General features: G+C 73.4%; 18 protein-coding genes and 1 tRNA gene. 11 read left to right on the plus strand and 8 right to left on the minus strand.

The genetic code is table 11. From position 1 onward, the window contains the following. Nucleotides 1-145: 145 nt before the first annotated feature. Nucleotides 146-382: a hypothetical protein gene (locus QP090_RS16800; RefSeq protein ID WP_285939852.1), complete on the plus strand. Its 237-nt coding sequence runs from the start codon at nt 146-148 to the stop codon at nt 380-382. A gap of 106 nt (nt 383-488) precedes the next feature. Then, nucleotides 489-1343 (plus strand): N-acetylmuramoyl-L-alanine amidase, encoded by an 855-nt coding sequence (locus QP090_RS16805; RefSeq protein ID WP_349666493.1) that lies wholly within the window; start codon nt 489-491, stop codon nt 1341-1343. A 54-nt stretch (nt 1344-1397) separates the two neighbouring features. Here the strand turns inward: QP090_RS16805 and QP090_RS16810 are convergent, their stop codons facing one another. Next, the gene (locus QP090_RS16810) at nt 1398-2303 is read right to left on the minus strand and encodes a LysR family transcriptional regulator (protein WP_285939853.1); all 906 of its coding nucleotides are present in this window, start codon (nt 2301-2303) and stop codon (nt 1398-1400) included. A 145-nt stretch (nt 2304-2448) separates the two neighbouring features. On the opposite strand from QP090_RS16810, the gene QP090_RS16815 reads away from it, so the two are divergent. Continuing rightward, nucleotides 2449-3969, plus strand: a complete 1521-nt coding sequence (locus QP090_RS16815) for a DUF7059 domain-containing protein (protein WP_285939854.1) — start codon at nt 2449-2451, stop codon at nt 3967-3969. Nucleotides 3970-3991: 22 nt separating this feature from the next. On the opposite strand, the gene QP090_RS16820 is transcribed toward QP090_RS16815, so the two are convergent. Beyond that, entirely contained in the window at nt 3992-5062 is a 1071-nt protein-coding gene (locus QP090_RS16820) for a quinone-dependent dihydroorotate dehydrogenase (protein ID WP_285939855.1), read from the minus strand. A gap of 246 nt (nt 5063-5308) precedes the next feature. Between QP090_RS16820 and QP090_RS16825 the strand changes: the two genes are divergently transcribed. Then, nucleotides 5309-5542 carry a DUF6243 family protein gene (locus QP090_RS16825; protein ID WP_285939856.1) on the plus strand — a complete coding sequence of 78 codons (234 nt, stop codon included), beginning with the start codon at nt 5309-5311 and terminating at the stop codon, nt 5540-5542. Between the two features lie 51 nt (nt 5543-5593). Here the strand turns inward: QP090_RS16825 and QP090_RS16830 are convergent, their stop codons facing one another. Beyond that, nucleotides 5594-6913, minus strand: a complete 1320-nt coding sequence (locus QP090_RS16830; protein ID WP_285939857.1) for a hypothetical protein — start codon at nt 6911-6913, stop codon at nt 5594-5596. 905 nt (nt 6914-7818) lie between these two features. Between QP090_RS16830 and QP090_RS16835 the strand changes: the two genes are divergently transcribed. From QP090_RS16835 to QP090_RS16855, 5 genes are all read left to right on the plus strand, one after another. Continuing rightward, complete coding sequence (locus QP090_RS16835; RefSeq protein WP_285939858.1) at nt 7819-9087, plus strand: extracellular solute-binding protein; 1269 nt, start codon at nt 7819-7821, stop codon at nt 9085-9087. An 11-nt stretch (nt 9088-9098) separates the two neighbouring features. Next, nucleotides 9099-10034, plus strand: coding sequence for a carbohydrate ABC transporter permease (locus QP090_RS16840; protein WP_285939859.1), 936 nt, complete (start codon nt 9099-9101; stop codon nt 10032-10034). Then, complete coding sequence (locus tag QP090_RS16845) at nt 10034-10864, plus strand: carbohydrate ABC transporter permease (RefSeq protein ID WP_285939860.1); 831 nt, start codon at nt 10034-10036, stop codon at nt 10862-10864. The genes QP090_RS16840 and QP090_RS16845 overlap by 1 nt, the downstream gene beginning before the upstream one ends. A gap of 9 nt (nt 10865-10873) precedes the next feature. After that, complete coding sequence (locus QP090_RS16850; RefSeq protein WP_285939861.1) at nt 10874-12121, plus strand: ABC transporter ATP-binding protein; 1248 nt, start codon at nt 10874-10876, stop codon at nt 12119-12121. Between the two features lie 61 nt (nt 12122-12182). Next, a complete protein-coding gene (locus tag QP090_RS16855) occupies nt 12183-12872 on the plus strand; it encodes a class I SAM-dependent methyltransferase (RefSeq protein WP_285939862.1) in 690 nt (229 codons plus the stop codon). A 75-nt stretch (nt 12873-12947) separates the two neighbouring features. On the opposite strand, the gene QP090_RS16860 is transcribed toward QP090_RS16855, so the two are convergent. The 5 genes from QP090_RS16860 to QP090_RS16880 all read right to left on the minus strand — a co-directional run bounded on the left by QP090_RS16860 (nt 12948) and on the right by QP090_RS16880 (nt 20397). Continuing rightward, nucleotides 12948-16265 (minus strand): S8 family serine peptidase, encoded by a 3318-nt coding sequence (locus QP090_RS16860; protein WP_285939863.1) that lies wholly within the window; start codon nt 16263-16265, stop codon nt 12948-12950. A 150-nt stretch (nt 16266-16415) separates the two neighbouring features. Beyond that, a complete protein-coding gene (fahA, locus tag QP090_RS16865; protein ID WP_285939864.1) occupies nt 16416-17600 on the minus strand; it encodes a fumarylacetoacetase in 1185 nt (394 codons plus the stop codon). Then, nucleotides 17597-18457 carry a hypothetical protein gene (locus QP090_RS16870; protein WP_285939865.1) on the minus strand — a complete coding sequence of 287 codons (861 nt, stop codon included), beginning with the start codon at nt 18455-18457 and terminating at the stop codon, nt 17597-17599. The genes fahA and QP090_RS16870 overlap by 4 nt, the downstream gene beginning before the upstream one ends. Then, nucleotides 18454-19653 carry a homogentisate 1,2-dioxygenase gene (locus QP090_RS16875; protein ID WP_285939866.1) on the minus strand — a complete coding sequence of 400 codons (1200 nt, stop codon included), beginning with the start codon at nt 19651-19653 and terminating at the stop codon, nt 18454-18456. Before QP090_RS16875 ends, QP090_RS16870 begins: the two co-directional genes overlap by 4 nt. Before the next feature lie 141 nt (nt 19654-19794). After that, entirely contained in the window at nt 19795-20397 is a 603-nt protein-coding gene (locus QP090_RS16880) for a MarR family winged helix-turn-helix transcriptional regulator (protein WP_285939867.1), read from the minus strand. Between the two features lie 182 nt (nt 20398-20579). Between QP090_RS16880 and QP090_RS16885 the strand changes: the two genes are divergently transcribed. Continuing rightward, nucleotides 20580-22313: a pyruvate dehydrogenase gene (locus tag QP090_RS16885; protein WP_285939868.1), complete on the plus strand. Its 1734-nt coding sequence runs from the start codon at nt 20580-20582 to the stop codon at nt 22311-22313. Nucleotides 22314-22358: 45 nt separating this feature from the next. Next, nucleotides 22359-22431: transfer RNA gene (locus QP090_RS16890), tRNA-Ala, on the plus strand. The last annotated feature ends 43 nt before the right edge of the window (nt 22432-22474 follow it).

A 22474-nucleotide genomic window follows, 5' to 3' on the forward strand; every position in this document is an offset into this window, starting at 1 on the left:
TCCCGAACCGGTGGCCTGAAGGTAAGGGACGGGCCAAGCCTGCTTCGATCGTCCGGCCGGGGAAGGCCCGCGGGGGGTTAATGGGGGAGACCGCCGCAGGGCGGGGCGCAGGGAAGGGCCGAGGTCACCCAGGGGGGGTCGGAACGTGCGCGATCCGGAATTGGTGTCGTCCGCGCAACGCGCGGCGAGCGAGTTGGAGCGCGCGTGGGCCGAGTGGCGGTACGCGCGCGGGCTGACCGACCGGCTCTCGGAGTCCGTCGCCAGCTACGTGACCCACTCGATCGACCATCCGTGGGGGCGGCCCCGCGTGGTGCTGGGGCTGGACGCCGACGAGGCGCGCGCCCTCGCCGCGCTGCTGGGCCGTGAGGCCCCGCCCGGCTGACCGGTCGTTCGGGCGCCGGGTGATTTCGGCGACTTCGTTTGACGTACGCACGGCGGTGTGCAGACTGTCAGGGTCGATAACGAACTCATCACGGGGGGAACGGGCTGTGCGCATCCTTCAAGGCGGCTCCGCGGTCGCCGGTATCGCGCTGTGCCTCGGCGCGCTCGCCGCGTGCGGCGATTCCTCCAAGGCGTCCGGGGGGCCGGATGAGACCGTCGCGCCGCCGACCGCCGGGGCGACCGCGCCCGCGGGCGCGCGCGGCCCGGACGGCGCTTCGCCGCAGCCGGGGCAGGGCGGGGAGCCGCTGCACGGGAAGGTGATCGTTCTCGACCCGGGGCACAACGGCGGCAACACCTCGCACCCGGCCGAGATCGCCAAGCAGGTCGACATCGGCAACGGGCACAAGGAGTGCGACACCACCGGCACGAGCACCAACGCCGGGTACGACGAGCACGCCTTCACCTGGGACGTGTCCAACCGGCTGGCCAAGCTGCTGCGCGCGGACGGCGCCAAGGTGCTGCTGACCCGTCCGAACGACACCGGGGTGGGGCCCTGCGTCACCGAGCGCGCCGCGGTCGGCAACAAGGCCCACGCGGACGCGGCGCTGTCGATCCACGCCGACGGCGCCGCCGCGTCCGGGCACGGGTTCCACATCATCGAGCCGATCGCGGTGAAGGGCGGCGGCAACACCAAGGCGGTGCCCGCCTCGCTGAAGCTGGGCCGGTCGCTGCGCGACGCGTACCACTCGGGCACCGGCATCGCCTATTCGACCTACCTCGGCAAGAAGGCGCTCGACCCGCGCTCCGACCTCGGTGGGCTCAACACCTCCACGGTGCCGAAGGTCTTCATCGAGTGCGGGAACATGCGCAACAAGTCGGACGCGGCCAAGTTGTCGAGCGCGCCGTTCCGGCAGCGCATCGCCGAGTCCCTGGCCAAGGGCTTCGGGGCGTACCTGGCCTGATCCGGAGGCGCGGCCCGTTCCCGGCTCCGCCCTCGGTGGCGCCGCCGGGCCCGGTCAGGTCCACAGCCGGGCCTTCTCCATCAGGTGGTCGTGGAGCAGCGCCAGATCGGGGCGGTTCAGGTCCCCCTCGCGGGTGGCGAGGTAGAAGGTGTCGACCGGCGGGAGCTCGGGCCGCAGCAGCCTGACCACCTCGCCGCGGGCGAGCGCGCCCGCCGCGAGGTAGGTGGGGAGCACCGAGATCCCGGCGGAGGCGCGGACGGCGGCCAGCACGCCGCGCAGGTCCGGGACGACGAGGGCGAGCGCGGCGGCCGGACGCACCCCGAAGACGGTGAGCCAGTAGCGGCGGATGATCGGCAGTGTCTCGGCGTAGGCGATCAGCGGGCAGCCGGCGAGGACGGCCGCGCCCTCCTCCTCGGTGATCCGGCCGAGCGGGAGGCGCCCGGCCAGCTCGGGGGAGGCCAGCAGCGCGAACTCCTCGTCGCCGAGGGTCTTGGCGGTGATCCCGCGCAGCCGGGGCCGGATGGTCGACAGGACCAGGTCGTGGTCGCCGGCCACCAGGTCGCGCAGGAGGTCGTCGGCGAGGCCGAGGCCGAAGCTCAGCCGCAGCCCGCCGGCGACCAGCTCGCCGACGGCCGGGACCACCCAGGAGGTGATCAGCTCCACCGGCCCGCCGACGTACAGCCGGTGGCCGCCGGGACCGTCGCCGAAGTGCCGGTCCACCACGGAGTCGAGCGCGTCGACCGGGCCCTGCACGTCGCGGACCAGGGCCTCCGCGGCGGCGGTGGGGACCGCGCCCTGCGGGAGGCGTTCGAAGAGCGCGGTGCCGAGCTCGCGTTCGAGGGTGCGGATCTGGTGGGTGACGGCCGGCTGGGAGAGCTCCAGCCGGTGCGCCGCCTTGGTGAAGGAGCCGAGGCGGTAGACGGTCACGAACGTCCGCAGCCAGCTCAGCTGTACAGCCATGGTCAACGCCGTCCCCCCGTGCGCTCGCGTCCATGATGCTGGACAGGGCGCGGTGGCGGGACGCTGGGGCGGTCGCGGCGCCTGGGGCCGACTCGCCGTGCGGGGTTGGGCGGACGGCGGCGCGGGGAGCGGGCAGGATTGGCGGATGCCTGATCATCATGAGCCCCTCCCGCTCCTGCGTCCCGTCCGTGCCGCCTTCGACGAGGCGGGGTACACCGTCGCGGGGGTGCGGGAGCTGCTCGGCCCGGTCGCCGGCGGGGCGCTGGCGCGCGACGAGATCGTCCCGGCCCTGCGCGCGACGGGCGGCGGGACGGAGCTGGAGGCGCTGACCCGGCTGTTCTGGCTCCAGGTGCCCGTGCCCGCGGACGTTCCGGGGATGAAGGGCCTCGCGGACGTCCTGGTCGCCGCGGGCCTGGCCGGGGTGTCCGCCGGGGAGGTGCGGGCGGTTCTGCACGTCGAGCCGCTGGAGTCGGTGAACGGCGGCCATGCCGGGTATGCCGTGTCGGACCTGAAGGTCCGGCCGGGGGACGGCGCCGTCCTGGGGGCCGATCATGTGGTCGGTGTGGGCGGCGCGTCCGGGAATCTTGCCCGGCTGGTCGTCCACAGCCCTGTGGATAACTTTCTGGATCTGGGCACCGGATGCGGCGTGCAGGCGCTGCACGTCGCGGACCGGGCGGTGCGGCCACGGCCCGCCCGGATCACCGCGACCGACGTCAACCCGCGCGCCCTGCGGCTGGCCGCGATGAGCTTCGCGCTCTCCGGGCTGGACGGGGTGGAGCTGCTGGAGGGCTCGTTGCTGGAGCCGGTGCGCGACCGCCGGTTCGACCTGATCGTGTCCAATCCGCCCTTCGTCGTCGGGCCCTCGGGGCGGCTGGTCTACCGGGAGTCGGGATTGCCGGGGGACGAGTTCTGCCGGCGCCTGGTGACCGGGGCGCCGGGCCTGCTGAACGACGGCGGGCACTGCCAGTTCCTGGCGAATTGGCTGCATATCGAGGGTGTTTCCTGGGAGGAACGCGTCGGCGGATGGGCCCGGGAGTCCGGGTGCGACGGCTGGATCGTGCAGCGCGACGTCCAGGATCCGGCCGAGTACGCCGAGCTGTGGCTGCGCGATTCCTGCGAGTCCGGCACGGCCGAGTACCGGTCCCGCTACGACGCGTGGCTGGACGATTTCGAGCGGCAGGGCGTGACCGGGATCGGCTTCGGCTGGATCACGTTGCGGTGCACCGGTGCCGCCGCGCCGACCGTCCGTGTCGAGGAGCTTCGGCACGCCGTCGAGCAGCCGGTCGGGGGGTATGTGGGACACGTTCTCGACGGGGTCTCCGGTTCCCGGGAGTTTTCCACAGTCTGTGGACAGTCGGGCGGGCTCGACCGGGTCCGACTGCGCACCGCGGCGGGGGTCGTCCAGGAACAGGTCGGCCCGCCGGGGGCCGAGGACCCCGAGCGCATCCTGCTGCGGCAGTCCGGGCGGCTGCGCCGCGCGGCCGGGGTCGGCACCGTGGAGGCGGGTCTCGCGGGGGTCTGCGACGGCACGCTGCCGCTCGGGCCCTTGCTGGACGCCATCGCCCAGCTCACCGGGATCGACCCGGGGGAGGCGCGGGCGCACGCGGCGGCCGTGCTGCCCGAACTCGTCGCCGACGGCTTCTTCGAGATCGCCTCGCTGAGCTGAGCTGAGCCAGAGCGGACCGGTGTTAGCGGCGGGCCTCGTCGAGGGTGGCGAAGGCGCTGCCGCGCAGCCGCCGGGACAGGTCGCGCTGGACGCGGTGCGCCCAGAGCGGGCCGCCGTAGATCATCGCGGTGTAGCCCTGGACCAGGGTCGCGCCCGCGCGGATCCGTTCCCAGACGTCGTCGGCGTTCTCGACGCCGCCGACCGAGATGAGCACGAGCCGGTCTCCGGCGCGGGCGCGCAGGCGGCGCAGCACCTCCAGCGAGCGCTCCTTGAGCGGGGCGCCGGACAGCCCGCCGGTCTCCTTCACCAGGGCGGCGGCGGACGCCAGGCCGTCCCGCGCGATCGTGGTGTTGGTCGCGATGACGCCGTCGAGCCCGAGTTCGACGGCGAGGTCGGCGACCGCGTCCACGTCGGCGTCGGCCAGGTCGGGGGCGATCTTGACCAGCAGCGGGACGCGGCGCGCGGTGACCCGGTCGGCGGCCTCGCGGACGGCGGCCAGCAGCGGGCGCAGGTGCTCGACGGCCTGGAGGTTCCGCAGGCCGGGGGTGTTGGGCGAGCTGACGTTCACCACGAGGTAGTCGGCGTACGGGGCGAGCCGCTCGGCGCTCGCCACGTAGTCGGCGGCGGCCTCGGCCTCGGGGACGACCTTGGTCTTGCCGATGTTGACGCCGACGATCGTGCCGGGCCCCCGGCCGCGCAGCCGCTCGGCGGCGGCCTCGGAGCCCTGGTTGTTGAAGCCCATCCGGTTCACGACGGCCCGGTCGGGGACCAGGCGGAACAGCCGCGGCTTCGGGTTGCCCGGCTGCGGGCGGCCGGTGACCGTCCCGATCTCGACGTGCCCGAACCCGAACGCGCCCAGCGCGTCGTAGGCCACGGCGTCCTTGTCGAAGCCGGCGGCGAGGCCGAGCGGGCTGGGGAACTCCAGCCCGAGCGCCCGCACGGCGAGCGCCGGATCGCGGCGGGCCAGCACGCGGCGCAGCAGCGCGGCGGCGCCGGGGACGGCCTGGACCGCGCGGAGCGCCCGCAGCGTCAGGTGGTGGACGGTCTCCGCGGAGACCCTGGCGATGAGCAGTGAGAACACGAGTCGGTACATCGGGATCGAGTATCCCAGCCGCCCGCCGCGAAATGGGATTGAGGGGCGGGTCGGGCGCGGCCTACCGTGGACCCATGCTGACCAATGTCTGGGCCACCGCTTGGTGGCCCGCCCTGCAACGCCTGATCCGCCACCGTCCGGCCCCCGGGTCCGGACGCGTCGCGATCGGCGCTTGACGCTCGCTCCCGAGCGGCCGGACCTGGTGCGCGCACGTCCTGAGCACACCAGCCCGAACGGGAGATCCACATGTCCAAGAGCCGCGGCCGTAACGGCCTGCTGGGCGTCGGCGGCCAGCGCAGGTCCATCCCGCGCAAGGCGCTGCGAGGCGGCGCCGGAGCGGGGCCTGGAGGCGGCGATCCGCTCGCCGAGAAGAAGGAGCTGCTCCGCAGGATGCGCGAGCGTTCGCGCGAGCAGGCCGCCGACCAGCTGAACGACCAGTCCGTCGAGCAGGCGGCGGACCAGGTCGACGAACAGGAATGACACCTCGGTGAACGCGCCGGTCCCGTACCTTGCGGGGCCGGCGCCTTCCGGTCAGCGACGAAAGGCGCGGCGTAGTTGCAGCCGGACGTCGCGTCCGGCGTCGCGCATCGTGGTCCGGACGCTCTGCCGGGCGACGGCAAGGCTGCGCCGCGCCGCGCGGGCGGGGTCGCCGACCGTGCGCCGCCAGGCATGGGCGAGACCCGTCCGCATCGGGTGCAGGACGCCTGACCGGACCCGGTGGGCCGGAGCGACCACGAGGGTGCGCCAGAGCCACCGCACGACCCGGGCGGCGAGCCGCCAGGTCGCCGCGCCGGCCCGTCCGGTCGGTGCCAGCACGTAGCGCCACAGGGCCAGCGCCGGGAGGACGAACACGACGCGGCACAGCGCCGCGAGGGCCCGTCCGAGCAGCCGCCACGCCCACACCAGCGCGGTGCCGACGGCGCTCGCCGCGCCCGCCACCGCGTGCACGATGTGGCGTCCGAGCCATCCGAGCATGGCCAGCGGGGGACGCAGGAGGTACTGCCACAGCAGCGCCAGCGGCACCACGATCAGCAACGCGAACAGCGCGGCCACACCGGCCGCGATGCCCTTCACGATCAGCAGGAGCACCCGGCCCGTCCGGACGGCGAACCAGGCCAGGCCCGCGCCGATGGCGCCGAAGACCAGGGTGGCGGCCCGGCCGATGGCGCTGAGCACGGCGGCGATGCTCGCGCCGAGGAAGGCCAGCCCGGCGCCGAACGCGCGCAGGACGGCGCGGGCCCCGCGGTCCAGGGCGCGCAGCGGGCGGAGCAGGACGAGGTCGAGGAGGCGGCCGACCGGTGCGAGGAGCGTGGAGAGGATCCAGCCCAGCGGCCGGATCAGGAGGATCGTGAAGAGCAGGGCCGCGCCGGACGCGAGCCACGCGAGGAGGGTCGCGAGCCCGGACCCGAGCCGCGCGAGGACGGCCGCGACGGCGCGTCCGGCCGCCGCCAGGCCGCGCCCGATCGGGCCGAGCAGCCATGCGTGCAGGGCCCGGCCGATCGCCCGCAGCGTCCACGCGATCCCGGTGGGCACGCGCATCAGGCCGCGCCATCCGGTCCGGACGCCCCGCCTGCACAGCAGGACCAGGTCGTACACCAGGCGGATCGGGACGATGACGATCAGCGCGACCACGCGCAGCGGAACGACCAGCCAGGCCGGTCCGGCCGGCGGGACGACCGGCGGGACGACCGGCGGGACGACCGGCGGGACGACCGGCGGGACGACCGGCGGGACGACCGGCGGCGTGGCCGGATCGGATCGCTCCGAAGGTGGGGGCGAGGGGCGCTTGATCAGGTCCGGACGGAGGGCTCGCCCGTGCGGGCCGTCGGCCTTGGGGTCGGGGGTGGTCACTGCTTCGTACCTCGCAGAACTCAGAGGCGGGCAGCCGCGACCCGTCTGGCGCTATGTGGGCGTTGTCTGATTCTGACCCGGCCGGCCAGAGGACGGTTCCTCCCGAAGGGGGATCTTCTGGGGTGAACCCGTTCCGGGCCGGTCACCGTACCGCTCCGCGATCCGGGGGGGCTTCCGCACCTTTTGGTGACAGAAGAATTACCTCGAAAGAAGGCCGCGAATACCTCGTGTTCTGCCGGGTGGCGGCGTGCCGGCTGGCCCGCCTGGGGAGATCGCATGCAGGGCGATCTACAATCCGATGCCGCATATCCGGCATTCCCCAACGTATCGGTTCGCTCCGTGTCGACTTGCCATAGGTCACCTCGCCACTCGTCGCGGCATCGGGGGCTTCTCGGCGCCGGAGCGCCGCGCGAAATCGGGGTGTGATCACGGATATCGCAGGTGACGGCCCAGTAGGGGGTGAGGGCATCATGTCGATCATTTCAGTGTCGTTGGCTGCGCAGAGGCGCCCATGGGGGCGCACGATGTCCGATCGATTCGTCTGGTATTTGAGCTTTTCGACGTAGCGTCCGATCGCTCTGGTCACGTTTGTCAGTCGGTCCGATGACACATCTCGACAGTTCCGGGACCCGGTGTTTGAGTGGAGATCGTCCCGCCACGGGAATGCGGCCCGGCACGGGGGCGGCCGAGAAATGCGGCCGGCTCGCGCACCGGGTCGCCGAGGCGTTGAGAGGCAGTGCCCGCGACGTGGTGGGAAGGCGTCGGGAGGCCCGATGGTCGAGCGAGTCGGACGAGCCGCACGAACGGCACGAGGCACACCAGCGGCACGAGCGAGACGGACGGCGGGGCGCGCGCGGAGACGACGGACCGGGCGGCCGGCCGGCCGCGCGGGGCGGGGCGCGGCGGTGGCGGCGGTGGCGGTGGTGCTCGCAGGCGGGCTCGCCGCATGCGCCGGCGGGGGCGGCACGCCGACCCTCACCTGGTACATCAACCCCGATGACGGCGGGCAGGCCAGGCTGGCCGCGGCGTGCACGCGGGAGTCCGGCGGCCGGTACCGGATCAGGACCTCGGTGCTGCCGAACGACGCGACCCAGCAGCGCGAGCAGTTGGTCCGGCGGCTGGCGGCCAAGGACGCGGGGCTCGACATCATGAGCCTCGACCCGGTGTTCGTCGCCGAGGCCGCCAACGCCGGGTTCCTCCGCCCGTTCCCCGCGCGCGAGGCGGCGCGCCTCACCCGGGGCGTGTTCGCGCCGGCGGTGCGCAACTCCACCTGGGAGGGCCGGCTCTACGCGGCGCCGTTCTGGGCCAACACCCAGCTCCTCTGGTACCGCAAGTCCGCCGCGGAGAAGGCCGGGGTCGACCCGGAGGCGCCCGGCTTCACCTGGGACGCGCTGATCGACGCGGCGGTGCGGAGCGGCACCACGGTCGGCGTGCAGGGCAACAAGTACGAGGGCTACATGGCGTGGGTGAACGCGCTCGTCGCGTCCGCCGGGGGTCAGATCATCGGTGACACCGAGAAGGGCGAGGACGCCAGCATCGGCATCGGCTCCCCGGCCGGCGAGCGGGCCGCGGCGGTCATCTCCCGGCTGGCCCGGTCGAAGGCGGCCAGCCCGACGCTGTCCACCGACATCGAGGAGCAGGCCAGGTCGCTGCTGAACGGCCCGCACGGCGGGTTCATGGTCAACTGGGGCTACATCTGGCGGGCCGAGAACGGGGACGCCCGGGACGGCGTGATCGACCAGGGCATCCCCGCCGACCTCGGCTGGGCCCCCTACCCGGCGGTCGACGCCGGGCGGCCGGCCAGGCCCCCGTTCGGCGGCATCGAGCTCGGCATCGGCGCGTACGGCCGGTACCGGAGCACCCTCGCGGTCGACGCGGTCGGGTGCGTCACCTCCACCGCCAACATGAAGAAGTACATGATCGACTCGGGCAACCCGGCGGCCCGCGCGGAGGTCTACGACGACCCCGAGGTCGTCGCGGAGTTCCCGATGGCGAGGCTGATCCGCGACTCGATCGGTGCCGCGGCGCCGCGGCCGATCACCCCGTACTACCCGGACGTGTCCGGGGCCGTGCAGAGCAGATGGCATCCGCCGGCCTCGGTGCGTCCCGAGACGACGCCGGGCCGGTCCAGCACGTTCATCCGCCGGGTCCTGTGCGGCCAGGTGCTGCTCTGAGGGGACGGATCATGACCGCAGTGCAACCGGCGCCGGTCGCCGGCCTCCGCCAGGGCCGCGCCGAGCGCTCGGACCGCAGCCGCGCCGAACGCCGCCTCGGGCTCCTGCTGTCGGCTCCCGCGGTGGCCATCATGCTGCTGGTGACCGCGTACCCGCTGGTCAACGCGGTGTACCTGTCGATGTTCAGCTACCGGATCACCGCGCCGGACGACCGCAGGTTCGTCGGATTCGGCAATTACACCACCGTGCTCGGCGACGCGCTGTTCTGGCAGGACGTGTTCACCACCTTCGTGGTCACGGTGGTCACCGTGGCGGTGGAGCTGGTGATCGGGTTCGGGCTGGCGATGGTGATGCACCGCGCGGTCTTCGCCCGGCGCACCGTCCGCACCGCGATCCTGCTGCCGTACGGGATCGTCACGGTGATCTCGGCGTTCGCCTGGAAGTACGCCTTCGACCTCCAGTCGGGGTTCGTCGACTCCTGGCTCGGGCTCGGCGACCGCGCCTGGTTCTCGGGCCGCTGGTCGTCGCTGTCGGTGGTGGTCCTGTCGGAGATCTGGAAGACCACCCCGTTCGTGTCGCTGCTGCTGCTCGCCGGGCTGGCGCAGGTGCCGGGCGACCTCGGCGAGGCCGCCACGGTCGACGGCGCCACCGCCTGGCAGCGGCTGTGGCGGGTGACGATCCCGAACATGAAGGCCGCGATCATGGTCGCGGCGCTGTTCCGCACGCTGGACGCGTGGCGGATCTTCGACAACGTCTACGTGATGACCTCGGGCCAGCAGCGGACCGAGACGCTGTCGTTCCTGGCCTACCGGCAGACCATCACCCGGACCGCGATCGGGCTGGGCGACGCCGTCGGGGTGCTGCTCTTCCTGTCGGTGGTGCTCATCGCCGCCGTGTTCATCAAGGGGTTCCGGGTGGACCTGTCCCAGGTGCGAGGTGATCGTTGATGGAGACGGCCCGTGCCAAGGCGATGTGGATCGCGGTCTCGCTGCTCATCCTGGTCTGGACGGTGTTCCCGATCCTGTGGATCGTGATGCTGTCCTTCAAGCGGCCCGGCGAGATCGGCAACCAGCGGGGGTTCCTCCCGCACACCTGGACCTGGGAGAACTACCGGACGGTCTTCGAGACCGATCTGTTCACCGCGGCGCTGGTCAACTCGATCGGCATCTCGCTGATCGCCACGGTGGTCGGGGTGGTGTTCGCGACGCTGGTCGCGTACGCGATCGCGCGGCTGGAGTTCCCCGGCAAGCGGCTCATCCTGTCGTTCGCGCTGGCCATCGCGATGTTCCCGGTGGTGTCGCTGGTCGGGCCGCTGTTCGACCTGTGGCGCGACGTCGGTCTGTACGACACCTGGCCGGGGCTGATCATCCCCTACATCTCGTTCGCGCTGCCGCTGGCGATCTGGACGCTGTCGGCGTTCTTCCGCGAGATCCCGTGGGAGATGGAGCAGGCCGCGCAGGTCGACGGCGCCACCACCTGGCAGGCGTTCCGCAAGGTGATCGTGCCGCTGGCGGCGCCCGGGGTGTTCACCGCCGCGATCCTCACCTTCTTCTTCTGCTGGAACGACTTCGTCTTCGGCATCTCGCTGACCTCGACCGACCGCGCCCGCCCGGTGCCGGCGGCGCTGGCGTTCTTCACCGGCGAGTCGCAGTTCGAGCAGCCCACCACGGCCATCTGCGCGGCGGCGGTCGTGGTGACCGTGCCCGTCGTCGTCATCGTCCTGCTGTTCCAGCGCCGCATCGTCGCCGGGCTCACGTCCGGCGCCGTCAAGGGCTAGAGGAGAACCATGGCCGCCATCACCATGAGCAACATCGTCAAGAGGTACGGCGACGGGTTCCCGGCCGTGAACGACGTGTCCCTGGACGTGCGGGACGGCGAGTTCATGATCCTGGTCGGGCCGTCCGGCTGCGGGAAGTCGACCCTGCTCCGCATGATCGTCGGGCTGGAGGACATCACCTCCGGGGAGATGCGGATCGGGGAGCGGGTCGTCAACACCGTCGCGCCCCAGCGGCGGAACCTGTCGATGGTCTTCCAGAACTACGCCCTCTACCCCCACCTCACCGTCTTCGAGAACATCGCGTTCCCGCTGCGGCTCGCCAAGCGGCCGGACGACGAGGTGCGCCGCCGCGTCACCGACACCGCCGGGCTGCTGGAGCTGACCGACCACCTGGAGCGCAAGCCCGCGAACCTGTCGGGCGGGCAGCGGCAGCGCGTCGCGATGGGCCGGGCGATCGTCCGGCAGGCCGACGCGTTCCTGTTCGACGAGCCGCTGTCCAACCTCGACGCCAAGCTGCGCGGCCAGATGCGCACCGAGATCGCCCGGCTCCAGCGGCGCCTCGGCGTCACCACCGTCTACGTCACGCACGACCAGACCGAGGCGATGACGCTCGGCGACCGGGTCGCGGTGCTGCGCAAGGGCGTCCTCCAGCAGGTGGGCAGCCCGCGCGAGCTGTACGAGCAGCCCGCGAACCTGTTCGTGGCCGGGTTCATCGGCTCGCCGTCGATGAACTTCCTGCCCGCGTCGGTCGAGGGGACGGTCCTGGCGACCCCGCTCGGCCGGTTCGAGCTGCGCGACGAGCGCAAGGCCGCCGCCGCCGCGGGCCGCCGGGTCGTCCTGGTCGGGCTCCGCCCGGAGAGCTTCGAGGACGCCGCGCTCGTCGGCGCCGCCAAGCGGGAGCGCGGCGCGGTCGTGCGGGTCCGGGTGGACGTGACCGAGTGGCTCGGCAACGAGCAGTACGCCTACGTCCCCTACGAGGCGCCGGAGGACCTCACCGCGCGGCTCCGCGAGCTGTCGCGCGAGCTCGACGGCGACCAGATGCGCACGCAGGCCGTGGTGGCGCTGGACGCGAGCAGCCCGATCGTCGCGGGCGAGGAGGCGGAGCTGTGGATCGACACCGCCGGGCTGCACATCTTCGACCCGGCGACCGGCGCCAACCTCACCCGCGACGAGGAGCGGGTCGCGGAGCTGGGCCGGCACTCCGAACGGGTCCGCGCGGCGAAGCGGGAGGCGCAGCGGGTCGGACCCCCGTCCTGACCGGAAGGTCAGGACGTCGTTGATCATTCATGGCAGTATCGGGAGGATGCCGAACGGATCCATGTACGAAGCATTCGCCGAGGAGTACGCCGTCCACGCCGAGGGCGGGGCCTACAACGCCCTCTACGATCGTCCGGCCGTGCTGGGGCTCGCCGGCGACGTCAGCGGGAAGACGGTCCTGGACGCCGCGTGCGGCCCCGGGTTCTACGCCGCGGAGCTGCTCCGGCGCGGCGCGCGGGTCATCGGATGCGACCAGAGCCCGACGTTCGTGGAGCTGGCCCGGGACCGTTCCGGCGGGCGGGCCGACCTCAGGGTGCACGACCTGTCCGAGCCCCTCGACTGGGTGCCGGACGGGTCGGTCGACCTGGTGCTGATGGCGCTGGCGGTGCACTACCTCGACGACCAGGTCGCGCTGCTCCGCGAACTGCGGCGCGTCCTGGCGCCCGGGGGCGCGCTGGTCCTGTCGACCGAGCACCCCATGACCGCGTGGCTGCGCCTCGGCGGCTCCTACTTCGCCGAGGAGCCGGTCGAGGAGTCGCTGAATGACGAGGCCGACTGGCCCGTCCGGATGTGGCGGCGGCCGTTGACGTCGATCGTCGCGCAGTTCCGCGAGGCCGGCTTCCTCATCGAGGAGCTGCTCGAACCGAGGCCCGTCCCGGCGATGGCCGAGCGGTTCCCCGCCGACTACGCCCGGCTGGAGGAGTGTCCGGCGTTCATCGCGTTCCGGCTGGTCCCCGCTCCGGCGCGCTGAGGGCGGAGCCCTCGCCGGCGGGCGGGGGCGAGCCCTCTCCCGGGGGCGGGGCGGTGCCCCCGGGAGAGGAGCCGGTCAGGCCAGGCCGTACGCCCGGATGACCGTCTGGGTCACCGCGTTGCCCGCCTTGTCGGTGGCGGTGGCGCGCAGCGAGACCGCCGTGGCGCCGGACGGCGGGGTGACCGAGGCGACGCCGGCGCCCGGGGTGCCCGCCGCCGGGACGCTCCGCCAGGTCGCGCCGTCATCGAAGGACGCCTCGACCTTGAGCGACGCGGGCGCGGAGGCGGGGGCGCCGGAGTTGCGCTCCACCCAGTAGGGGATGCGGGTGGGCTTCCCCTTGGCCGCCTGGTTGTTCTCGTTCAGGCCGGCGGGCATGAGGTTGACCACCTGGAGCGGCAGCCCGGTCTTCGCCGCGGTCTTGGCCGAACGGAACGTCCAGACGGTGTCGAGCCGCGTCGAGAGCGCGGCCAGCGGGCTTTTCTCGCGGGTGAGCGACTCGTGCAGCGTGTAGGCCGCGGCCTCGTCGGGGAGGTCGGCGGTGAGCTCGACCGCCCCGTACCCAGGACGGAGCTTCCCTTCTGAGACCACGGTGTCGCCGCGGCTGAGGCGGAGCGTCCCTTCCATGGTGCTGTCGGTGGTGCAGACCTCCCGCGCGCCGGTCACCGGGCAGGACGTCGACACTTTGGTCTGAGAGCCGTCGCGGAAGTTGCTCCAGTCGTTGAGGTTCTGGCCGAGGACGCCCGCGTTCCACGCGTCGGCCTGGGGTCCCGCCCGGTAGGAGCGGGGGTCGCGGAACGCGCGGACGATCTCGCTGTCGGGGTCGTCGCCGTAGAGGCGCAGCTCCGAGCTCCAGAAGACCTTCGGGTCGGCCCGCAGGTAGATCGCGACCGTGCCCGGGAACGGGCGCGTGACGCTCTGCCCGACGCTCTCGTACGCCCCGGTCTCGGAGTTGTAGCCGACCCAGCGCAGCAGGGCGGTGCCCGCCTTGCCGTGCGAGCGCACGGTGGTGTCGAGCCGCGCCATCTCGGCGCGGCGGGTGCGCAGCGCGGGATCCGCGGGGATCTGCTTCAGCGCGTACCCGTAGTCGCGGAAGATGTAGGGGCTCGGCGCCTCCGGCGTGGTGCCCTGCTTCTGCCAGGTGGAGGTGACCGCGTAGCGGAGCTGGTCGTGCTTGGCGGGCTGCACCGACATCCGCGCCGTGGAGTTCCCGTACAGGTACATGATCGAGGCGGCCTCGCCCACGGCGAACGTCATCGTGGCGGTCGCCTCGGTCAGCTCCGAGCCGGGCTGGTCGTTGGTCAGCTCGATCGGGGTGGTGCGGCGGGCGTCGAAGGGGATCTCGCGGGCGCCGGGGGCGAGGTCGTACACCTGCCGGAAGCCGCTCGTCCACGCCGAGCCGGTCTTCACCTGGGTGCCGATGACGTACCGGCCGGCCGGCACCCGCGCCCGGGCGATGCCGTCCGCACCCGCCAGCGCGTTGATGCTCTCGAAGGTGTCGACGTTCTGCACCATGACGTAGTTGTAGGCGGCGGGCTTCCCGTCGCGGTCGGTCGCGGGCATCGCGAGGTTGGTGGTCGGCGGCTCGACGAAGCCGGTCACCGGCGTCCGCACGACCGGGCCGGACGCGGTGGACGCGGTGATCTGGCCGGCGAACGTGTTGGTCTTGATCGCGTCCGTGCCGCGCATGGTGAGGGTCACGTCGGCCGTGCCGTTCGCGGGGACGGTGACGCGGTTCCGGTCGAGCGTCCCGGAGACGGGCTTGCCGTCGGCGGTGGCCAGCGCGACGGTGAGGTCGAGGTCGACGGGCGCGGCGCCGGAGTTGGTGTAGGTGACCTTCTTGGCGAGCTCGGAGGGGCCGGAGTCGGGCCACCTGAGGTCGCCGGCGACGCTGGGCGGCGAGGTCGACACCTCTTGCGTGACGGCCTTGCCGACGTCCACCCGCCCGGAGCCCTGGATGTTCGGCGACACCCCGTCGAGGGGCTTGGCCGAGGCCATCAGGGTCGACTTGAGGCGCGGCCCGGCCCAGTCGGGGTGCTGCTGCGCGAGGATCGCCGCGGCGCCCGCGACGTGCGGGGTGGCGGTCGACGTGCCGGACAGCCGGGTGTAGTTCGCGTCGACCGGGGAGCCGAGCCCGGTGTCCTTGGCGCGCGCGGCGGTGATCCCGACTCCGGGCGCCATGATCTCGGGCTTGAGCGAGAAGTCGCCGATCCGCGGGCCCTGCGTCTGCGTCGCCGGCCTGTCGTCGCGGTCCACGCTGGTGACGGCGAGGGCCTGCTCGGCGCCGGCCGGGAGCGAGGTGAACATCGGCATCGGGAAGGGGATGTCGCCCGCGGCGGCGACGAACAGCGTCCCGGTCTCCTTGGTCAGGTCGTTGACGGCCGCCTCCACCGGGTCGAGGTCGGGGCTGTCGCAGAAGCAGGTCATGCTCAGGTTGACGACCTTGGCCTTGGCCTCCCTGGCCGCCCACGTCATGCCGTCGATCAGCCAGGACTCCTGGCCCTCGCCGGCGTCGTCGAGCACCTTGCCGCTGACGAGCGTCGCGTCCGGGGCGACGCCCCGGTACCTGCCGCCGGACGCGGCGCCCGACCCGGCCACGACCGAGGCGACGTGGGTGCCGTGGCCGAAGCGGTCGTCGGCGGACGCCGCGGTGGTGAAGTTGCGGCTCTCGGCGACCTTCAGGTCGGGGTGCGAGCCGTCCACACCGGAGTCGAGCACGGCGACCTTGACGCCCTTGCCGGTCAGGCCCTTCTCCCAGGCGGCGGGGGCGCCGATCTGCGGGACGCTGCCGTCCAGGCTCGCCTTGAGCCTGGCGTCGAGCCAGAGCCGCGCCGAGGGGTCGGCGGTGAAGCCCTTCCAGAGCTGCGGCAGCGCGGACTTGGGTGCCTCGGCGGCGGTGAGGCCGGTGCCGGGGAGCGCCCGCGTCCGGCCGGACTTCAGCGCGGCGCCCGCGCCCTTCATGATGAGCGGCAGGCCGGCCCGGTTCGCGTCGTCGTAGCCGGCGGCGAGCAGCCGGTCGACCTCGAACAGCCGCCGGTCCAGCCGTCCCGCCGCGATCAGCGGCTGGGCGTCCACCGGCGTCACCGTGATCTTGTCCTTGGTGACGACGGCGTTGTAGCCGGCCGGCTTCCGGCCGGGGGCGGCGTTCAGCGTGACCCGGGGGCGGTGCCCGGGGGCGGGGGTGACCGTCACCCGGTCACCGGTGATCAGCGTGACCGTCCGCGCCGGGCCGCCCGCCCCGGCGGCGCCGGCGGGCCTGGCGGACGTGTCGGGGCCGGGCGCGGCGCCCGCCGCCGGGCCTGGCACGGCGGTGGCCGCCAGCACGGCGGTCAGGGACGCGATGGCCGCGATCCCCGCCCTCCGGCGTCGTCGGAACCTGCTCTGCACATCGGTCACACTGACCACTCCTCGGCGCGGGGAGACCCTCGGGACGGCGGTGGTGCCGGCCGTCCCAAACGATGCCACCATATGCTGGCATGATCGTTGTGACCAGACCCCGCCGCCCCGGTGGCCACTTCAGGCGGCCGTCGGCGGTCGGGCCGGGGGTCAGGCCGGGGGCGGCAGGATGCGCCCCCGGACCTCGCCGAAGCCGAGGCGTCCCCCGTCCGCGGCGGGCGCGGTGGCGGTGATGACGACCTCGTCGCCGTCCTCCAGGAACGCGCGCCGCTCGCCGTTCACCTCGATCGGCTCGGTGCCGCCCCAGGTCATCTCGATGATCGCGCCGACCTGGTCGCGGCCGGGGCCCGACACCGTCCCGGACGCGAAGAGGTCGCCGGTGCGCGACGACGCGCCGTTCACGGTCATGTGCGCGAGCATCTGCGCCGGCGACCAGTACATCTCCCGGTACGGCGGACGGGACACCTCCTGGCCGTTCCACTCGACGGCCAGGTCCAGGTCGAGGCCCCACGGCGCCGTCTCGCGCAGGTACGGGAGCGGCTCGGGGTCCTGGACGGGCGTGTCGACGCGCGCGGCCTCGAGGGCGAGGAGCGGGACGACCCAGGCCGAGACCGAGGTCGCGAAGCTCTTGCCGAGGAACGGGCCGAGCGGCGCGCCCTCCCACGCCTGGATGTCGCGCGCCGACCAGTCGTTGACCAGCACGGCGCCGAAGACCCGGTCGGCGAAGCCCTCGGTGGCGGAGCCGGGCGCGGCGGCGCCGAGCGGCGAGCCGGTGCCCACCACGAAGCCGACCTCGGCCTCGATGTCCAGCCGGCGGGACGGGCCGAACGTGGGCGCGGCCTCGTCCGGGGCCTTGCGCTGGCCGGACGGGCGCGCGATCGCGGTGCCCGACACCACGACCGTCCCGGCGCGGCCGTGGTACCCGACGGGCAGATGCCGCCAGTTCGGCAGCAGCGGCGCGGAGTCCGGGCGGAAGAGCCGCCCGAGGCTGGTCGCGTGGTGCGCGGAGGCGTAGAAGTCGACGTAGTCGGCGACCTCGAACGGCAGGTGCGGGGTGGTGGCGCCGAGCGGGTGGACGGCGTCGTCCGGCACCTCGCCCGACACCAGCTCGGTGATCCGCCGCCGTGCGTCCACCCAGCGGGCGCGGCCCTGCGCCATGAAGGGGTTCAGGGTGGGCCGGGCGAACACCTCGTCGCCGAGCGCGGCGGCGAGGTCGACGACCGAGCCGGCGACGCGGACGCCCACGCGGGGCGCGGTGCCGGGGGTGGAGAACACCCCGTACGGCAGGTTGGCGAGCCCGAACGGCGAGCCCTCGGGGATGTCGATCCTGGTCATGCGTCCTCTCCTCCGGCGGTGGCGGGAATCAGCCCCAGGCCCACGAGTTCGGTCAGCGGGTCGGTGACACTGCACGTACCGAACGATACGAACGCGGCCCGCGCGGCTGCCGCACCGGCGCCGTCCAGCGCGGCGACCCGGGCGGCCACGGCGGCGGCGTCGCGGTCCGCGAGCGTGCGCGCGACCTCGGCGGTGGGCCGGTGGCGGAGCGCGGTGTCGGCGGCGAGCAGCAGGTTGAGGAAGCCGTGCTGGTCGAAGCCGGTCTCCGGGTCGGTGCCGCGGACGGCGTGGTGCAGCCCGGCGGTGGCCTTGAACGCCACCCCCGCGTCCACCGCGGCGGTGATCGCGGCGGCCAGCTCGGCCGGGTCCGGGTACAGGTCGGCGGTCACCCCGCCGGTCCGGAACTTGGCGCGGTGCGAGGTGCGGGCGAGCGCGGCGACGAACCCGGGTCCGCGGCCGTCCCGGGGGACCTCGACGAAGACCGGCACGTCCTGGTGGACGCGGTCGAGGGCGGCGAGGAAGTCGGCCGCCCCCATCCCGGTCGGGACCGCGACCTCCAGCGCCCGCAGGTCGATGGGCAGCCCCGCGACCGCGGACAGCACGCCCGGGATCTGGGCGGGCCCGCCGGGCGCGGTGACCGACAGGTCGAGCGGCGGGGCGTCGCCCGCGAGCAGCGGGGCGAGCGCGTCGAGCGCGGGCGCGGCGAGGACGAGCGGGCCGACCAGCTCGGCGTACGACGCCGTCCGGTGCAGCCGGTGCGCGGCCACCGCGTCCGGCAGCGGCATCAGGCCGGGCGGGAACATCGCCGCGTCGTCGCACAGCCCGGCGGCGAAGGCGGGCAGGGCGGGCGCGGTCACCGGGCCGGGCCCCGTCCGGCCCAGCTCCAGGCGTAGCCGGGATCCTCGCAGGCCAGGCCGCCCTCGCCGAGCTCCAGCGGGCGGAAGGTGTCGACCATGACGGCCAGCTCCTGGACGGACCCGGCGCCGATGCTGCCCTCGTACGCGCCGGGCTGCGGGCCGTGGGCGTGCCCGCCGGGGTGCACCGACACCGAGCCCGGCCCGATCCCTGATCCCTTGCGCGCCGCGTAGTCGCCGCCGCAGTAGAACATGATCTCGTCGGAGTCGACGTTGGAGTGGTAGTACGGCGCCGGGATCGACAGCGGGTGGTAGTCGACCATCCGCGGCACGAAGTTGCAGACCACGAAGCCGCTGCCCTCGAAGACCTGGTGCGCGGGCGGCGGCTGGTGCACCCGGCCGGTGATCGGCTCGAAGTCGTGGACGCTGAAGGTGTAGGGATACAGGCAGCCGTCCCAGCCGACGACGTCGAACGGGTGCCGCGCGTAGGTGAGGCGGCTGCCGGCGGGTCCGCGCGAGCCGCGGTGCCTGACCAGCACCTCGACGTCGGTGCCCTCGAGCTGGAGGGGCGCGCCCGGCCCGTGCAGGTCGCGCTCGCAGTACGGCGCGTTCTCCAGGAGCTGCCCAAAGCGCGACAGGTAGCGCTTGGGCGGCGCGACGTGGCCGGTGGCCTCGATGACGTACGCGCGCAGCGGCCGGTCGCCGGACGGGAGCCAGCGGTGCGTGGTGGACGCGGGGAGCACGACGTAGTCGCCCTCGTCCGCGCGCAGCGAACCGAAGACGGTCTCGACGGTCGCGGCGCCGGACTCGACGTAGACGATCTCGTCGCCGGTCGCGTTGCGGTACAGCGGCGACGCGGCGGCCGAGACCACGTAGGACAGGCGGACCTCGGCGTTTCCGAGGATCAGGCGCCGGCCGGTGACCACATCGGTGCCGGCCCAGGTCTCCTCGGGGAACAGCTCGTGCAGCTTGAGGTGGCGCGGCTTGAGCGGATGGTTCGGCACGGTCGCCTGGTCCGGCGGCTCCCAGGCCCGCGCGTCGACGACGGCCGACGGGATCTCGCGGTGGTAGAGCAGCGAGGAGTCGGACGAGAAGCCCTCCTCGCCCATCAGCTCCTCGAAGTAGAGCCGTCCGGCCTCGTCGCGGTGCTGGGTGTGGCGCTTCGGGGGCACGTCGCCGATCCGGCGGTAGTACGCCATGCCTCTCCCTCCGGGTCCGTCCGGGATCTAGTACATGTGTGAATCACTTTGCCGTGACACTACGGCCCCGGGGCGCCGCTGAGAACCCCTGGCCGGCGCTCGCGGCGTCCGGTTCGGGCCGGGACCGGACGGAGCCCGCTCTCAGGTGCGCTCGCGGACGTCGAACTGGTCGCGGTTGGCGATGAGCTTGTCGAGCAGCAGGATCAGGATGTCCTGCTCGGCCTCGGTCAGCACCCCGGCCCACTGCCGCTCGCGGTCGTTCTGCGCCTGGAAGACCTCCAGCATCGCCCGCCGCCCCGCGCCGGTCAGCGACATCAGCACCGACCGGCCGTCGTGCTCGGCGGGCCCGCGCAGCAGCAGCCCGCCCGCGACCAGCGTCTTGGCGAGGTTGGACACCGCGGCCCGGCTCATCCCGGCCAGCGTGGCGGCCCGGCCCGGCTCCAGCGGCCCGGCCAGCCAGGTGACGAACAGCAGCCGGAACGCCGCCCACGAGTGGCCGCGCGGCCGGTGCACCGCGGACTCGAGGTCGTAGGTGACGATCATCGAGGCCCGGTTGAGGGTCAGCAGCAGCCGGGTCGCGCGCCGGTTCCCGAAGCCGTACTCCTCCGCCAGGCGCCGCCCGGCCAGCTCGACGAAGGACCAGAAGTCGAGCTCGGCGCCCTCGGTGCCATCGGCGCCGCCCGTGTCGTCGGCGCTGCCCGTTCCGTCCGCGTCGTCCGCGTCGGCACCGCTCTCCTCGGCCATGGCCGCAACCCTAGCCGCGCCGCGAGGCCGGGCCTAACTAGTACATGGATTGATTACTTGCCCGCCCCGGGTGATTCGGCTGGTCGCGTGGTTAGAGTGAAGATCACCGGGAATTCCCCCAGGGCACGGGGGCGGTGGCACCCGCCGTCCCGCCCGCGCGAGCCGGTGAGGTGGGGGAGAGCATGGGCACGGTCGCCGAGCAGTTCATCGAGGTGCTGCTCCAGGCGGGAGTGCGGCGGATCTACGGGGTCGTGGGCGACAGCCTCAACCCGGTCGTGGACGCCGTCCGCCGCACCGACGGCATCGAGTGGGTGCACGTGCGCAACGAGGAGGCCGGCGCGTTCGCCGCCGCCGCCGAGGCGCAGGTCACCGGGCGGCTCGCGGTCTGCGCCGGAAGCTGCGGCCCCGGCAACACCCACCTGGTCCAGGGCCTGTACGACGCGCACCGCACCGGCGCGCCGGTGCTCGCGCTGGCCTCGCAGATCCCCAGCACCCAGATCGGCAGCGGCTACTTCCAGGAGACCCATCCCGAGCGGCTGTTCGTCGATTGCAGCCACTACTGCGAGATGATCAACGGCCCGGAGCAGCTGCCGCGGATCGTGCGCACCGCGATCCAGCACGCGATCGGGCTGAACGGCGTGGCGGTGCTGACCCTGCCCGGGGACACCGCGAGCCAGGAGGCGACGCACCCGACCGGCCGGCACGACTTCCTCGTCCGGCCCGGGATCGTCCGGCCGCCCTCCGACCAGGTCGAGCAGCTCGCCCAGGCGCTCGACCGGGCGGGCAAGGTGATGCTGTTCTGCGGCGCGGGCACCCGGAACGCGCACGACGAGGTGATGGAGCTCGCCCACCGGGTGCTGTCCCCGGTCGGGCACGCGCTGCGCGGCAAGGAGTGGATCCAGTACGACAACCCCTTCGACGTGGGGATGAGCGGGCTGCTCGGGTACGGCGCCTGCTACGAGGCGATGCAGGCCGCCGACCTGGTCGTCCTGCTCGGCACCGACTTCCCGTACGAGCCGTTCCTGCCGGGCGCGCGCACCGTCCAGGTCGACCACGACGCGTCCCGGCTGGGCCGCCGCACTCCGCTGGAGCTCGCGGTGCACGGCGACGTGGGGGAGACGCTGCGGCTCGTCCTGGAGAAGGTCGAGCAGAAGACCGACCGGACGTACCTGAACGACATGCTGCGCCGGCACACGCGGGCGCTGGAGGGAGTGGTCTCCGCTTACACGCGCAACATCGAGAAGCACGTGCCGATCCACCCCGAGTACGTCGCGAGCGTGCTGGACGACCTCGCGGCGGACGACGCGGTGTTCACCGTCGACACCGGCATGTGCAACGTGTGGGCCGCCCGCTACATCACGCCGAACGGGCGGCGCCGCGTGATGGGGTCGTTCGTGCACGGCTCCATGGCCAACGCGCTGCCGCACGCGATCGGCGCGCAGTTCGCCGCGCCCGCCCGCCAGGTGGTCTCCCTCTCCGGCGACGGCGGCCTCGGGATGCTGCTCGGCGAGCTGCTCACCGTGAAGCTGCACCGGCTGCCGGTCAAGATCCTGGTCTTCAACAACGCCTCGCTCGGGATGGTGCGGCTGGAGATGCTGGTGGACGGCCTGCCCTCGTTCGAGACCGACCACGAGGCGGTCGACTTCGCCGCCATCGCGCGCGGCGCCGGGATCGCGGCGGTACGGGTGGAGAAGCCGGCCGACGTCCGCGCCGCCCTGGCCACCGCGCTCGCCGCCCCCGGCCCCTACCTCGTCGACCTGGTCACCGACCCGAACGCGCTGTCCCTCCCGCCGCGCATCACCCCGCAGCAGGTCAAGGGCTTCGCGCTGGCGGCGGGCAAGACCGTGCTGACCGGCGGCGTCGGCAAGATGGTCGACCTGGCGCGCAGCAACCTGCGCAACATCCCGCGGCCGTGAAGAAACGATCTACGGCGGGGGCGGCGGCGGGCTAGGCTGCCCTGACGGGCCGTAGCGCAGAGGTTGTCGCGCCCCTACTGCATGGGGGAGGACGCCGGTTCGAATCCGGTCGGCCCGACGTCACCCGAGTGCCCACCCCGGCCTGTGCCAAGGATCGGCCG

Origin of the sequence: Actinomadura xylanilytica (assembly GCF_030283145.1) — a bacterium.
Lineage (GTDB): Bacteria > Actinomycetota > Actinomycetes > Streptosporangiales > Streptosporangiaceae > Spirillospora > Spirillospora xylanilytica.